Source organism: Pseudomonas sp. P5_109 (assembly GCF_034009455.1).
Lineage (GTDB): Bacteria > Pseudomonadota > Gammaproteobacteria > Pseudomonadales > Pseudomonadaceae > Aquipseudomonas.
The window spans coordinates 5,584,807-5,599,798 of the sequence record NZ_CP125380.1; the positions used below are offsets into that span (position 1 = coordinate 5,584,807).

Consider the following 14,992-nt stretch of genomic DNA (forward strand, 5'->3'; position numbering starts at 1 on the left):
TGCTGTACCTGACTGCGGATTTCACCTCTACCCCTTCACCAAGGCATACTTGCCACCCTTCGCACTGCAGAACCCAAAACCGCCCCATGCGTATCCACGTCAGCTTCATCGACCGCGTCGGTATCACCCAGGAAGTCCTGGCGCTGCTCGGCGGGCGCAATCTGAACCTGGATGCGGTGGAAATGGTCCCGCCCAATGTTTACATCGACGCCCCGACCCTGAGCCCGCAAGTCCTCGAGGAACTGCGTGATGCCCTGTTCAGCGTGCGGGGCGTGCAAGCGGTGACGGTGGTCGACATCCTGCCCGGCCAGCGCCGGCACTTGCAGCTCGACGCGCTACTTGCCGCCATGACCGACCCGGTACTGGCACTGGACAGCGACGGTAAGGTGCTGCTGGCCAACCCGGCGTTGATCGCCCTGTATGGCCGCGAACCGGCCGGTGAAAGCGCGGCCGACCTGTTTGCCGACCCGGCCTTGCTCGACGCCCTGCTCGAACACGGCTTCCGCCTGCCGCTGCGGGAAATCTCCGTCAACGGCCAGACCTTCCTGCTCGACGCTACACCGATCACCGACGCCGGCGCCCTGCTGACCCTGTATCAACCGAACCGCATCGGTGAACGTCTTTCCGCGTTGCATCACGATCACGCCGAAGGTTTCGATGCACTGCTCGGCGAGTCGCCGGTGATCCGCACCCTAAAGGCCCGCGCCCAACGGGTGGCGGCCCTCGATGCACCGCTGCTGATCCAGGGCGAAACCGGCACCGGCAAGGAACTGGTGGCCCGTGCCTGCCATGCCATCAGCGCCCGGCACAGTTCACCGTTCCTGGCATTGAACTGTGCGGCATTGCCGGAGAACCTCGCCGAAAGTGAACTGTTCGGCTACGCCCCCGGCGCCTTCACCGGCGCACAACGAGGTGGCAAACCGGGGCTGATGGAACTGGCCAACCAGGGCACGGTGTTTCTCGATGAAATCGGCGAGATGTCGCCGTACCTGCAGGCCAAATTGCTGCGCTTCCTCAACGACGGCAGTTTTCGTCGGGTTGGCGGTGATCGTGAGGTCAAGGTCAACGTGCGGATCCTCAGCGCGACCCACCGCGACCTGGAAAAAATGGTCAGCGAAGGCCTGTTCCGCGAAGACCTGTTCTATCGCCTCAACGTGCTCAACATTGAAGTGCCGCCGCTGCGCGAGCGCGGCCAGGACATTCTGCTGCTGGCCCGCTACTTCATGCAGCAGGCCTGCGCGCAGATCCAGCGCCCGATCTGTCGCCTGGCGCCGGGCACTTACCCGGCGCTGCTGGGCAACCGCTGGCCGGGCAACGTGCGGCAATTGCAGAACGTGATCTTCCGCGCCGCGGCGATTTGCGAAAGCAGCCTGGTGGACATTGGCGACCTCGATATCGCCGGCACCTCGGTGGCCCGCCAGAGCGACCATGACGTCGACAGCCTGGAACAGGCCATGGATGAATTCGAGAAAACCCTGCTGGAAAAACTCTACATCAGCTATCCCTCGACCCGGCAACTCGCGACCCGCCTGCAAACCTCCCACACCGCGATTGCCCATCGGTTGCGCAAGTACGGGATTCCCGGCAAGGCCTGAAAACGCGGATGAACACCGATCTGTAGGAGCCGGCTTGCTGGCGATGGCGTCCGCAAAATCGCCATCGCCAGCAAGCCGGCTCCTACAGTCGTGAATGTTCATGCATCGGCAAATCACGTCTGAAAACGACCTCCACCTGTACTGAAAGCGCTACAGCGGAACGATATCGCTACACACCCCTCCGATCACGGCTGTGCAAGGCTTTGATCCACCTCGGCTTTTATCCCTGACATATGACGTATCGATTTCGCTACAGCGAATGAATTTCAGGCTTTGTCAAAACCACCTAAATCATTGATAAACAAAGAGAAAACCAAGGTTGGCCGCGTTCTTGCTATGTACACCTGCATAACCAGGGCATCGCCCAAGCATTCAATCGCGTCCACCAGACGAGTCTGGCCCCCTTAGGAGTTTCCATGAGCGAGTTGCGTTTTACTGAAGATCACGAATGGCTGCGCACCGAAGCTGACGGCAGCGTCACGGTCGGCATCACCGCTTTCGCACAGAACGCCCTGGGCGACGTGGTTTTCGTTCAACTGCCTGAGCTGCAGTCCTACGACAAGGGCGCCGAAGCCGCCACCGTGGAATCGGTAAAGGCTGCCAGCGGCGTGTACATGCCGCTGGATGGTGAAGTGCTGGAAGTGAACCCGGCGCTCGACAGCAGCCCTGAACTGGTCAACGAAGATCCGCTGGGCGAAGGCTGGTTCTTCCGCTTCCAGCCAAGCGACGCCTCGGCTGTCGCTCAACTGCTGGATCAGGACGCCTACGACCGCCTGATCAAAGCCCAAGCCGAAGCCTGAGGAGCACTGACATGACTCAAGTCAACCTGACCACCGCCAACGAATTCATCGCCCGTCACATCGGCCCGCGCGCCGGTGACGAGCAAGCCATGCTCAACAGCCTCGGCTTCGATTCCCTGGAAGCCCTGAGCGCCAGCGTGATTCCCGATAGCATCAAGGGCACCAGCGTGCTCGGCCTGGAAGACGGCCTGAGCGAAGCCGATGCCCTGGCCTTGATCAAGTCCATCGCGACTAAAAACCAGCTGTTCAAGACCTTCATCGGCCAGGGTTACTACGGCACCCACACGCCGTCGCCGATCCTGCGCAACCTCCTGGAAAACCCGGCCTGGTACACCGCCTACACCCCATACCAGCCAGAAATCTCCCAGGGCCGTCTCGAAGCGCTGCTGAACTTCCAGACCCTAATCAGCGACCTCACTGGCCTGCCGATTGCCAACGCCTCCCTGCTCGACGAAGCCACCGCTGCCGCCGAAGCCATGACCTTCTGCAAACGCCTGAGCAAGAACAAGGGCAGCCACCAATTCTTCGCTTCCGTGCATTGCCACCCGCAGACCCTCGACGTACTGCGCACCCGTGCCGAGCCTCTGGGCATCGACGTAGTGGTTGGCGACGAACTCGAACTGACCGACGTGACGCCGTTCTTCGGCGCGCTGCTGCAGTACCCGGCGAGCAACGGTGACGTGTTCGATTACCGCGAGCTGACCGAACGCTTCCACGCCACCAACGCCCTGGTCGCCGTAGCTGCCGACCTGCTGGCCCTGACCGTGCTGGCCGCACCGGGCGAGTTCGGTGCCGACGTGGCCATCGGCAGCGCACAGCGCTTCGGCGTGCCGCTGGGCTTCGGTGGCCCGCACGCGGCTTACTTCTCCACCAAGGATGCGTTCAAGCGTGACATGCCGGGCCGCCTGGTCGGTGTTTCCGTGGACCGTTTCGGCAACCCGGCCCTGCGCCTGGCCATGCAGACACGCGAACAACACATCCGTCGCGAGAAAGCCACTTCGAACATCTGCACCGCGCAAGTGCTGCTGGCCAACATCGCCAGCATGTACGCCGTGTACCACGGTCCAAAAGGCCTGACGCAGATCGCCAATCGCGTACACCACCTGACTGCAATCCTGGCCAAAGGCTTGAGCGCATTGGGCCTGAACGTCGAGCAAGCGAGCTTCTTCGACACCCTGACCGTGAAGACCGGCGCGCAAACTGCCGCGCTGCACGACAAGGCGCACGCCCAGCGCATCAACCTGCGCGTGGTCGACGGCGAACGCCTGGGCCTGTCCCTGGACGAAACCACTACTCAGGCCGACGTTGAAGCCCTGTGGAGCCTGCTGTCCGACGGCAAGGCCCTGCCGGACTTCGCCGCCCTCGCTGCCTCGGTGCAGAGCGCCATCCCGGCCGCGCTGGTGCGCCAGTCGCCGATCCTCAGCCACCCGGTGTTCAACCGCTATCACTCTGAAACCGAGTTGATGCGCTACCTGCGCAAACTGGCGGACAAGGACCTGGCGCTGGACCGCACCATGATCCCGCTGGGTTCGTGCACCATGAAACTCAACGCCGCCAGCGAAATGATCCCGGTGACCTGGGCCGAGTTCGGCGCCCTGCACCCGTTCGCCCCGGCCGAGCAAAGCGCCGGCTATCAGCAATTGACCGACGAACTGGAAGCCATGCTCTGCGCGGCCACCGGTTATGACTCGGTTTCGCTGCAACCGAACGCCGGCTCCCAGGGTGAATACGCCGGTCTGCTGGCGATCCGCGCCTACCACCAGAGCCGTGGCGAAGATCGTCGCGACATCTGCCTGATCCCGTCTTCGGCCCACGGCACCAACCCGGCCACCGCCCAAATGGCTGGCATGCGCGTGGTCGTGACCGCTTGCGATGCCCGCGGCAACGTCGACATCGAAGACCTGCGCGCCAAGGCCATCGAGCACCGCGAACACCTCGCTGCGCTGATGATCACCTACCCGTCGACCCACGGTGTGTTCGAAGAAGGCATCCGCGAAATCTGCGGCATCATCCATGACAACGGCGGCCAGGTGTACATCGACGGCGCGAACATGAACGCCATGGTCGGCCTGTGCGCACCGGGCAAGTTCGGCGGCGACGTTTCGCACCTGAACCTGCACAAGACCTTCTGCATCCCGCACGGCGGTGGCGGCCCGGGCGTCGGCCCGATCGGCGTGAAATCGCACCTGGCACCGTTCCTGCCGGGCCACGCACAGATGGAGCGCAAGGAAGGCGCCGTGTGCGCGGCACCGTTCGGCAGCGCGAGCATTCTGCCGATCACCTGGATGTACATTCGTATGATGGGTGGCGCGGGTCTCAAGCGTGCTTCGCAGCTGGCAATCCTCAATGCCAACTACATTTCCCGTCGCCTCGAAGAGCACTACCCAGTGCTGTACACCGGCAGCAACGGCCTGGTGGCACACGAGTGCATCCTCGACCTGCGCCCACTGAAAGACAGCAGCGGCATCAGCGTCGATGACGTGGCCAAGCGCCTGATCGACTTCGGCTTCCACGCGCCGACCATGTCGTTCCCGGTAGCCGGCACCTTGATGATCGAGCCGACCGAAAGCGAATCCAAAGAAGAACTGGACCGTTTCTGCGACGCCATGATCCGCATCCGCGAAGAAATCCGCGCAGTGGAAAACGGCACCCTGGACAAGGACGACAACCCGCTGAAAAACGCTCCGCACACCGCCAAGGAGCTGGTGGGCGAGTGGTCGCACCCGTACAGCCGTGAGCAAGCGGTTTACCCGGTTGCCTCGCTGATCGACGGCAAGTACTGGCCACCGGTCGGTCGCGTCGACAACGTGTTCGGCGACCGCAACCTGGTCTGCGCCTGCCCGTCGATCGAAAGCTACGCTTAAACGAATGAAGGGGCGGATTCATCCGCCCCCAATCTCAAGAACACCGCATTCCCCTTGTGGAAGCGGGCTTGCTCGCGAAGGCGGTGTGTCTGGCACCAGATGCGCTGCCTGTTACGCCGCCTTCGCGAGCAAGCCCGCTCCCACAGGGTCCAGTCTCCCCACAAGATCTGCGTCGATATCAAATAACAAGAAACCGGAGAACCACCATGTCGTTAAGCGTGTTCGACCTGTTCAAGATTGGCATCGGCCCCTCCAGCTCCCACACCGTTGGCCCGATGCGTGCCGCTGCGCGTTTCGTCGAAGGCCTGCGCCGTGAAGCGCTGCTGTCGGCAACCACCAGCGTCAGAGTCGAGCTGTATGGCTCCCTCGGTGCCACCGGCAAAGGCCACGGCAGCGACAAGGCCGTACTGCTGGGCCTGGAAGGCGAACACCCGGACACCGTGGACACCGAAACCGTCGCTGCGCGCCTGCAAGAAATCCGCGGCAACGGGCGCTTGAACCTGCTCGGCGAACACAGCATTGCGTTCAACGAGAAAGAACACCTGGCGATGATTCGCAAACCGTTGGCCTATCACCCCAACGGCATGATTTTTCGCGCCTTCGATGCCGCAGGCCTGCAAATCCGCAGCCGCGAGTACTACTCGGTCGGCGGCGGTTTCGTAGTCGATGAAGACGCCGCCGGCGCCGACCGCATCGTCGAAGACGCCACGCCCCTGACCTTTCCGTTCAAAAGCGCCAAGGATCTTCTCGGTCATTGCGTCAAATACGGGCTGTCGATCAGCCAGGTGATGCTGACCAACGAAAGCGCCTGGCGCCCGGAAGCGGAAACCCGCGCCGGCCTGCTGAACATCTGGCAAGTGATGCAGGACTGCGTCGACGCCGGTTGCCGCAACGAAGGCATCCTGCCTGGCGGGCTGAAGGTCAAGCGCCGGGCTGCCGCGCTGCATCGGCAATTGTGCAAGAACCCGGAATCGTCTTTGCGCGACCCGCTGTCGGTGCTCGACTGGGTCAACCTCTACGCACTGGCGGTCAACGAGGAGAACGCCAACGGCGGGCGCGTCGTAACGGCCCCCACCAATGGTGCAGCGGGGATCATTCCAGCGGTGTTGCACTACTACATGCGTTTTATCCCGGGTTCCAATGACGACGGCGTGGTGCGATTCCTGCTCACTGCCGCAGCCATCGGCATTCTGTACAAGGAAAACGCCTCGATCTCCGGTGCCGAAGTCGGCTGCCAGGGTGAAGTCGGCGTCGCCTGCTCGATGGCCGCCGGCGCCCTGTGCGAAGTGCTTGGCGGCACCGTGCAACAAGTGGAGAACGCCGCGGAAATCGGCATGGAACACAACCTCGGGCTGACCTGCGACCCGATTGGCGGGCTGGTGCAAGTGCCATGCATCGAGCGCAACGCCATGGGCTCGGTCAAGGCCATCAATGCCGTGCGCATGGCCATGCGCGGCGACGGGCAACACTTCGTCTCCCTCGACAAGGTCATCCGCACCATGCGCCAGACCGGCGCCGACATGAAAAGCAAATACAAGGAAACCGCCCGTGGCGGTTTGGCGGTCAACATTATCGAGTGCTGATGCGCGCTCATCTGCACCCTTCTCCAGGAGCTGAATATGTCCACCGAACAACTGTTGAAAACCCCGCTGCACGCACTGCACATCGAACTCGGCGCGCGCATGGTGCCGTTTGCCGGCTACGACATGCCGGTGCAATACCCGTTGGGCGTGATGAAAGAACACCAGCACACCCGCGACCAGGCCGGTCTGTTCGATGTCTCGCACATGGGCCAGATCCGCCTGACCGGCGCCAACGCCGCCAAGGCCCTGGAAACCCTGGTGCCGGTGGACATCATCGACCTGCCGGTGGGCATGCAGCGTTACGCGATGTTCACCAACGCGACGGGCGGCATCCTCGACGACCTGATGGTCGCCAACCTGGGTAACGACGAACTGTTCCTGGTGGTCAACGCCGCCTGCAAGGATCAGGACCTGGCGCACCTGCGCCAGCACATCGGCGATCAGTGCACGATCGAGCCGCTGTTCGAGGAGCGCGCCCTGCTCGCCCTGCAAGGCCCGGCGGCGGTCACTGTACTGGCGCGTCTGGCACCTACAGTTGCGAAGATGACCTTCATGCAGTTTGCTCGAGTAAAACTGCTGGGCGTGGACTGTTTTGTCAGCCGTTCGGGCTACACCGGTGAAGACGGCTTCGAAATTTCCGTGCCGGCCGCCAATGCCGAAGCCTTGGCTCGCGCCCTGCTGGCCGAACCGGAAGTAGCTGCCATCGGACTTGGCGCCCGCGACTCCCTGCGCCTGGAAGCGGGTCTGTGCCTGTATGGCCACGACATGAACACCGAGACCAGCCCGATCGAAGCAAGCCTGCTGTGGGCCATCTCCAAGCCACGTCGCGCCGATGGTGCACGTGCCGGCGGCTTCCCGGGTGCCGAAACCGTATTCGCCCACCAACAGGCTGGTGTCAGCCGCAAGCGCGTCGGCCTGTTACCGCAGGAACGCACACCGGTGCGCGAGGGTGCCGAGATCGTCAACGAAGCCGGCGACATCATCGGCAGCGTCTGCAGCGGCGGTTTCGGGCCGACCCTGGGCGGGCCGCTGGCCATGGGTTATGTCGACAGCGCTTACATCGCGATGGACACACCTGTTTGGGCGATCGTCCGTGGGAAAAAGGTGCCTTTGCTTGTAAGCAAAATGCCATTTGTTTCACAACGCTACTATCGCGGCTGATTGAATGTTTCTATAAGTAACGCGGTTGCGTTAACTGTGCACTAATGTGTAACGCAACCGCCATAAAATAGTGCATTGTTTGGCTCTAAGCTTCGATTATGAACTTTGCTTATAACGATCGAAAACATTTGAACAAGGTTAGCGTATAAGGCCACTAGTGGACTGACTTTGCCATCAACCTGAGTAAATACGGGGCCTTCGCGGGGCTTGTTTTTTCTCCCATAGTTGGCGTAGAGTTTGTTCACTGTGTTTGCATGGGTCGCTTGGAATCGTGACCTGGGCAGTAGCCTACAAGTTAGCTACATCCCGTTCGACGTCTTCTTACTCTCCTGCAACCAGCCCCAGTACTCTTTCATGAGAAGGAGACTGTCATTAATTTTTGCGTCAAAGGAAATAAGAAATGTCCCAACGTCAGAGCGGTACCGTCAAGTGGTTTAACGACGAGAAAGGTTTTGGTTTTATCACTCCTGAAAGCGGTCCGGATCTGTTCGTGCATTTCCGCGCCATCCAGGGCAACGGCTTCAAGAGCCTGAAAGAAGGCCAGAAAGTGACTTTCATCGCCGTGCAAGGCCAGAAAGGCATGCAGGCTGACGAAGTACAAGCAGAAGCCTAATCTTCTGTAACGAAAAAGCCCCTGATGCTGACATCGGGGGCTTTTTTGTGCGCGTAAATCCGTAAAATGGCTTCTTTTTTCGCCGAGAGCCTGCCATGTCGAAACACCTGCTTACTCCCCAGGGCGACTTTCCTGCCGCTGGCCTGGGTCGTCGCCTGGCAGCCATGTTCTATGACTTTCTGCTGTGCACCGCCCTGTTGATCGTCACCAGCGGCATCTACAAGATGATCCAGATGGCGATCATCGGCGAAGAGCGGATGCGCACCCTGACTGAAGCCGGTGCGCTGGACGGTGATCCCCTGCTCTCCACAGTCCTGTTGTTCGTACTGTTCGGCTTCTTCGCCAAATTCTGGACCTGGTCCGGCCAGACCCTGGGCATGCAGGTCTGGTGTATCCGCGTGCAGAATGCCGATGGCTCGTCCATCAGCCTGTGGCAGGCGCTGCTGCGCTTTGTGGTGTCGATTGCCTCACTGCTTTGCGTTGGCCTGGGATTCTTCTGGTCGCAGTTCGACAAGCAGAATCGCAGCTGGCATGACATGTATTCCAACACCCGGCTGGTGCGGATTCCGAAAAAGACCAAGTAATCCCGGAACACACAAACCAATGTGGGAGCGGGCTTGCTCGCGAAGAGGGTGTGCCAGTCAACCTCGATGTCGACTGATACACCCTCTTCGCGAGCAAGCCCGCTCCCACAGTTTTTGCGGCGTAACTGACAAATATCAGGCGTTGCCGGCCAGCTTCATCCGCGCTGCAGCAGTGAAATCAAGCATGCGCTTGAGCGGGCGGATCGCCTGGGGAATCAGCGCCGGATCGACAAAGATCTCGTTCGCCCCTTCTTTCAACGCCTTCAGCGTGCGCTCAAGGGTGTTCATGGCCATCCACGGGCAATGCGCACAACTGCGGCACGCCGCGCCGTTACCCGCCGTCGGAGCCTCGATAAAGACCTTGTCCGGGCACAGCTGCTGCATCTTGTAGAAAATGCCACGGTCGGTCGCCACGATCAGCGTCTTGTTCGGCAGGCTCTGTGCCGCCGCGATCAACTGACTGGTGGAACCGACGGCATCGGCCAGCTCAATCACCGATGTCGGCGACTCCGGGTGCACCAGGATCGCAGCATCCGGGTATAGCGCCTTCATGTCCTCAAGCTGCTTGGACTTGAACTCTTCGTGAACGATGCAGGCACCGTCCCACAGCAGCATGTCGGCACCGGTCTGGCGTTGGATATAGGTACCCAGGTGCTTGTCCGGGCCCCAGATGATGGTCTCGCCGTTGTCCATCAGGCTTTCGACGATTTCCAGCGCACAGCTTGAGGTCACGACCCAATCCGCTCGGGCCTTTACCGCAGCGGAGGTGTTGGCGTACACCACCACCGTGCGCTCCGGGTGTTGATCGCAGAAAGCGGAAAATTCGTCTACCGGGCAACCCAGGTCGAGCGAACAGGTCGCTTCGAGCGTCGGCATCAGCACGCGCTTTTCCGGGTTGAGGATCTTGGCGGTCTCGCCCATGAACTTCACGCCGGCGACGACCACGGTCTTGGCTGGATGGGCGTTGCCGAAACGGGCCATCTCCAGCGAGTCAGAGACGCAGCCACCCGTCTCCTCGGCCAGCGCCTGAATGACAGGGTCACAATAGAAGTGCGCCACCAGCACCGCGTCCTGAGCCTTGAGCTCGGCAGCGATGGCGGCACGGTAATAAGCCTCTTCATCGGCGGTCAGCGGCTTGGGCTGTTTGGCGTCGAGGTGGGCTTGAACCAGAAGGCGTTCGGAAATTTGCGTCATGTTCGCAAGACCTGCAGGCGCATTCGCGCGAAAGTCGAGTATACACCCGGCTCCGGACCCATCAGGGTACCGCCGGGAAAGTGGGTATTCATCAGGCACGGACAGCGTTGAAGCTGCGCAAGGCTACAGAATATCCGACAGATGCAAAAGATGAATCTGACCTGCGTCTTGCGCAGCAACCCGAAGCGAGGCGGACTTGAATCGCGGGCAAAAAAAAACCCGGAAATCCTCACTTGCGTGGGCCTTCCGGATTTTCTAAACCGCCAAAAATGGTGGGTCGTGTGGGATTCGAACCTACGACCAATTGGTTAAAAGCCAACTGCTCTACCAACTGAGCTAACGACCCGCTGTGTGGTGGCGCGTATAATACTGATTTTTAAGGACTATTCAACACCTATTTTGAAATAAATCAAAAATAAGGGGTTGGATCGCTGATTCCGGCTGCCACAAAGCCTTCCGCACGCAGTCGGCAGCTGTCGCACTTGCCGCATGCACGGCCATCATCGTCTGCCTGATAGCAGGAAACGGTCAGCCCGTAGTTCACGCCAAGCTTCACGCCGGCCTGGACGATCTGTGCCTTGCTGAGGTTTTGCAGCGGCGCCTGAATGCGGAAGCCATTGCCTTCCACGCCGGCTTTGGTTGCCAGGTTGGCCATGCGCTCGAAGGACTCGATGAACTCTGGACGGCAGTCCGGGTAACCGGAGTAATCCACCGCATTGACGCCGATGAAGATGTCACGTGCACCGAGCACTTCTGCCCAGCCCAGGGCCAGGGACAGGAACACCGTGTTACGCGCAGGCACGTAAGTCACCGGAATGCCCTCACCCAACTCTTCCGGAATAGCGATGCTGCTGTCGGTCAGCGCTGAACCGCCCATGCCATTCAGATTGAGACCGATTACCTTGTGCTCGACTACACCCAGATCCCGCGCCACACGTTCGGCGGCGTGCAATTCGGCGTGAGAACGCTGCCCGTAGTCGAAGCTCATGGTGTAGCAGCTGTAGCCTTCGGCACGAGCCATCGCCACGACGGTGGCCGAGTCCAGGCCGCCGGACAGCAGAATGACCGCACGTTTTTCAGCAGTATTGAGTTGTTCAGTCATTTCAGCGCCCCGGCTCGTCATTCCATAGATATTTATGCAGCTGCAATTGCAAACGCACTGGCAGGTTGTCCGCCACCACCCAATCCGCCAGATCCCGGGCATTGAGATCATGGTGGCTTGGCGAGAACAGGACTTCGCCGGCGCGCTGGTCCAGACCGTACTGGATCAATTTGGAAACGGACCAGTCATAATCTTCCCGCGAGCAGATGACAAACTTCACCTGATCGTTGGGCGTGAGCAGCTCAATGTTTTCGTAGCGGTTGCGGTGCGCCTCCTTCGAACCCGGGGTTTTCAGGTCGACAACGCGACTGACCCGGGAATCTACTGCCGAAATATCGATAGAGCCACTGGTTTCCAGTGACACTTCGTAACCGGCATCACAGAGGCGCTTGAGCAAGGGAATGGCGTTGGGTTGCGCCAGAGGCTCGCCGCCCGTGACACAGACATAACGCGGACGGAAACCGGCGACCTGCTCGAGGATGTCGTCGAGCGTGCGAATGGTTCCGCCTGTGAACGCGTAGGCGCTGTCGCAGTATTGGCAACGCAACGGGCAACCGGTCAGGCGCACAAAAACAGTGGGCAGGCCAGCAGTCCGAGTTTCACCCTGCAACGAGTAGAAAACTTCGGTAATTCTCAATGTGTCTTGCATAGTCGCCACGGGCGTAACAGCTAAACAGGCTGTCCGCCTCCGTCAGGCACTTCAAGGAACCCCGGCAATGCGCAGATCCCAAAAAGCGTGTTTCAGAAAAAGGGGGTGAATTCTAACGAAAAAACCCGCGACAAGCGCGGGTTTCTTTGAAACGGCTCAAGCAGGCTTACATCTTCTGCAAATCGCGTTGGGCCAACTGAGCGGCGGAAGTGCCCGGATACTGGGACACGACCTGCTGCAGAATGCCTTTGACCCGGTCGGTATGACCCAGGCGGCGCTCTACATCAGCGAGTTTGTACAGTGAGTCCGGCACTTTGGCGTGCTTCGGATACAACTGCGAAACCTTGGCAAACGCCTGACCTGCACCCTGCAGATCACCCTTGGCCAGGTTCACTTCGCCCAACCAATATTGGGCGTTGCCCGCGTACTGGCTGTTCGGGTATTTGCGCAGGAATGCGGCAAAAGCCTGGCTGGCCTTGTCGAAGTCCTTGGCCTTGATCAGGTCGAAGGCAGCATCGTAATAAAGCTTTTCCTTCGCCGGATCTGCCGGCTCGCTACCCGCGGCAGGTGCTTGAGCAGCGGCTGCGCCAGCTGCCGCGCCTGCGGCTGCACCGGGGGCATTCAAATCACCACCGGTGGAAGAATTTTCAGGAGTCGCGGCTGGTGCAACGCCGGTTCCTATGCGCCGATCAAGATCCTGGTATCGCTCCAGGTTTTCCTGCTTCATGCGCGCTACATCATTTTGCAGTTCTTCGATCACACCCTGTTGGCGTGAGATCTGCTCCTGCATTTGTTGCAGTTGGTTGAACAGCTGGCCCTGTGCCGAGACAGGGGTCGAAACCCCTCCCCCGGCATAGGCGCCGTTCGTACCGTAACCTGCAGGCGGATAACTGCTCCCGCTATTGTTATAGCCGGAGTCGTTATCGACCACAGGAACCGCAGCCCACACCGCAAGCGGCGCGAGGCTGAGAGCCAAAACAGTTACAGCACGACGGCACGTTCGCATGACGAATTACTTACGCAGTTCGACGCGACGGTTTTGAGCCCAGGACTGCTCGTCGTTGCCGGTAGCAACTGGACGCTCTTCGCCGTAGGAAACCAGTTCCAGCTGAGCTGGGGAAACACCTTGCAGTACCAGGTAGCGCTGAACGGCTTTCGCACGACGCTCGCCCAGTGCCATGTTGTACTCACGAGTACCACGTTCGTCGGTGTTGCCTTCCAGAACAACGCGAGCGCCGTTTGCTTTCAGGTCTTTGGCGTGAACGTCCAGAGCGCGCATGGCTTCTGGCTTCAGGTCCGAACTGTCGTATTCGAAGTAGAAAGTGGTGATAGCGCGCAGAGCAGCTTCTTCGCTCAGGGAGCCGTCAACTGCACCAGTGTTTGCGCCGTAACCAGCGTTTGGATCTACCGCGCCTTCACCGGCATTGTCGCCGCCTTTGGACGAGCAACCTACAGCTACAGCCATGGCCAGTGCCAGCGCAGCAAATTTACCAAACTTCAGCATTTCCATCGTGAAACTCCTAATGAACCCCAGTGTGTTAAGTACAACGTATAGCGCCGCGTCAGTTCAGGTAAGGGGACCAGGAAGGTTCTCTGACTTCGCCTTGTGCGGTAGGAAGCGGGAGCCTTACGCGTCCATTGATGGACACGAGCATCAAGACTCCCCGGCCCTGCTGGCGGGTGGCGTAGATTACCATGGTGCCGTTGGGCGCAACAGTAGGTGACTCGTCCAGAGTGCTATCAGTGAGGATTTTTACACTACCGCGCTGCAAATCCTGGGCCGCCACCTTGAAATTGGTGAAGCCATCCTGACGATGAATCATGACAAGCGTCTTTTCATCAGCCGAAAGCTTAGGGTTTGCGTTGTAGTTACCGACGAAAGTCACACGCTCGGCACCGCCACCACCCGCACTGGTTTTATAGATCTGCGGCTTGCCGCCACGGTCTGAGGTGAAGTAGATGGTCGAGCCATCCTTGCCCCAGAACGGTTCGGTGTTGATGCCAGGACCGTTGGTGACGCGGGAGATCTGGCGCGAACCCAGGTTCATCACGTAGATGTCCGGGTTACCGTCTTTGGACAGCACGAACGCCAGGCGATTGCCATCCGGCGACCAGGCCGGTGCACCGTTCAGGCCTTCGAAGTTGGTGATCTGCTCACGGCGACCGGTGTCGATGTTCTGCATGAAGATGCGTGGACGCTTCTGCTCGAAGGAGACATAAGCGATGCGCTTGCCATCCGGTGCGAAACGCGGCGACAGGATCGGCTCGCGCGACTGCAGCAGGGTCACGGCGCGAGCACCGTCGTAGTCCGAACGTTGCAGGGTGTAGCGAGTGTTGTTCTCGGAGAAACGCTCGGCCGTTACGTACAGCAGGCGAGTCGAGAAGGCACCCTTGATACCCGTGAGTTTTTCGAACGACTGGTCAGAGATGTAGTGCGCCATGTCGCGCAACTGGTCGACACCGCCCGACACGCTGCCGGTCAGCACTTGCTGTTCGGTGGCGACGTTGAACAGTGTGTATTGCACCTGCAGGCGACCGCCCGCAGGAACAATGCTACCGACCATGACGTACTGGGCACCCAGTGCCTTGAAGTCACGGAAGATGACTTCGCTGGCCTGGCTCGGCTGGCTGATCATGTTCTGCTTTGGAATCGGCGAGTAGTAACCCGAGTTACGCAGGTCGTTACCGATGATTTCCGCCATGTCGTCCGGCAGCACGCTACCGCCCTGGAAACCGAACGGCACTACCGCGATCGGGGTCGCCCGATCGCTGCCGCTGGTGACCAGAATGTTTTTCTCATCTGCCATCGCCATGCCTGCCAGGCAGCAGATGGCGACGAGCATTCCT

13 protein-coding genes and 1 tRNA gene are annotated in these 14,992 nt (G+C 60.2%); 7 read left to right on the top strand and 7 right to left on the bottom strand.

The window, feature by feature from the left end; translation table 11 throughout:
- Window positions 1–86 precede the first annotated feature (86 nt).
- From QMK54_RS24745 to QMK54_RS24775, 7 genes are all read left to right on the top strand, one after another.
- Window positions 87–1,595: a sigma-54-dependent transcriptional regulator gene (locus QMK54_RS24745; RefSeq protein WP_320401500.1), complete on the top strand. Its 1,509-nt coding sequence runs from the start codon at window positions 87–89 to the stop codon at window positions 1,593–1,595.
- 416 nt (window positions 1,596–2,011) lie between these two features.
- Window positions 2,012–2,395 (top strand): glycine cleavage system protein GcvH, encoded by a 384-nt coding sequence (gene gcvH, locus QMK54_RS24750; RefSeq protein WP_008047373.1) that lies wholly within the window; start codon window positions 2,012–2,014, stop codon window positions 2,393–2,395.
- Between the two features lie 11 nt (window positions 2,396–2,406).
- Window positions 2,407–5,259: an aminomethyl-transferring glycine dehydrogenase gene (gene gcvP / locus QMK54_RS24755; RefSeq protein WP_110661226.1), complete on the top strand. Its 2,853-nt coding sequence runs from the start codon at window positions 2,407–2,409 to the stop codon at window positions 5,257–5,259.
- A gap of 206 nt (window positions 5,260–5,465) precedes the next feature.
- Window positions 5,466–6,842, top strand: coding sequence for an L-serine ammonia-lyase (locus QMK54_RS24760; RefSeq protein WP_223589268.1), 1,377 nt, complete (start codon window positions 5,466–5,468; stop codon window positions 6,840–6,842).
- Window positions 6,843–6,878: 36 nt separating this feature from the next.
- The gene (gcvT, locus tag QMK54_RS24765; RefSeq protein ID WP_320401501.1) at window positions 6,879–8,003 is read left to right on the top strand and encodes a glycine cleavage system aminomethyltransferase GcvT; all 1,125 of its coding nucleotides are present in this window, start codon (window positions 6,879–6,881) and stop codon (window positions 8,001–8,003) included.
- A gap of 400 nt (window positions 8,004–8,403) precedes the next feature.
- A complete protein-coding gene (locus tag QMK54_RS24770; RefSeq protein WP_007977299.1) occupies window positions 8,404–8,616 on the top strand; it encodes a cold-shock protein in 213 nt (70 codons plus the stop codon).
- A gap of 95 nt (window positions 8,617–8,711) precedes the next feature.
- On the top strand, window positions 8,712–9,200 hold the full coding sequence (locus tag QMK54_RS24775) for an RDD family protein (RefSeq protein WP_223589263.1): 489 nt from the start codon (window positions 8,712–8,714) through the stop codon (window positions 9,198–9,200).
- Window positions 9,201–9,335: 135 nt separating this feature from the next.
- On the opposite strand, the gene nadA is transcribed toward QMK54_RS24775, so the two are convergent.
- From nadA to tolB, 7 genes are all read right to left on the bottom strand, one after another.
- The gene (gene nadA / locus QMK54_RS24780; protein WP_110662488.1) at window positions 9,336–10,394 is read right to left on the bottom strand and encodes a quinolinate synthase NadA; all 1,059 of its coding nucleotides are present in this window, start codon (window positions 10,392–10,394) and stop codon (window positions 9,336–9,338) included.
- 270 nt (window positions 10,395–10,664) lie between these two features.
- Window positions 10,665–10,740, bottom strand: a tRNA-Lys gene (locus QMK54_RS24785).
- A 63-nt stretch (window positions 10,741–10,803) separates the two neighbouring features.
- A complete protein-coding gene (queC, locus tag QMK54_RS24790; RefSeq protein ID WP_223592651.1) occupies window positions 10,804–11,496 on the bottom strand; it encodes a 7-cyano-7-deazaguanine synthase QueC in 693 nt (230 codons plus the stop codon).
- A gap of 1 nt (window position 11,497) precedes the next feature.
- Window positions 11,498–12,145, bottom strand: coding sequence for a 7-carboxy-7-deazaguanine synthase QueE (queE, locus tag QMK54_RS24795; RefSeq protein ID WP_007995628.1), 648 nt, complete (start codon window positions 12,143–12,145; stop codon window positions 11,498–11,500).
- Window positions 12,146–12,311: 166 nt separating this feature from the next.
- Entirely contained in the window at window positions 12,312–13,151 is an 840-nt protein-coding gene (gene ybgF / locus QMK54_RS24800; protein ID WP_104449213.1) for a tol-pal system protein YbgF, read from the bottom strand.
- Between the two features lie 6 nt (window positions 13,152–13,157).
- Window positions 13,158–13,655: a peptidoglycan-associated lipoprotein Pal gene (gene pal, locus QMK54_RS24805; RefSeq protein WP_003178634.1), complete on the bottom strand. Its 498-nt coding sequence runs from the start codon at window positions 13,653–13,655 to the stop codon at window positions 13,158–13,160.
- 52 nt (window positions 13,656–13,707) lie between these two features.
- Window positions 13,708–14,988: a Tol-Pal system beta propeller repeat protein TolB gene (tolB, locus tag QMK54_RS24810; RefSeq protein WP_263296155.1), complete on the bottom strand. Its 1,281-nt coding sequence runs from the start codon at window positions 14,986–14,988 to the stop codon at window positions 13,708–13,710.
- Window positions 14,989–14,992: the final 4 nt, after the last annotated feature.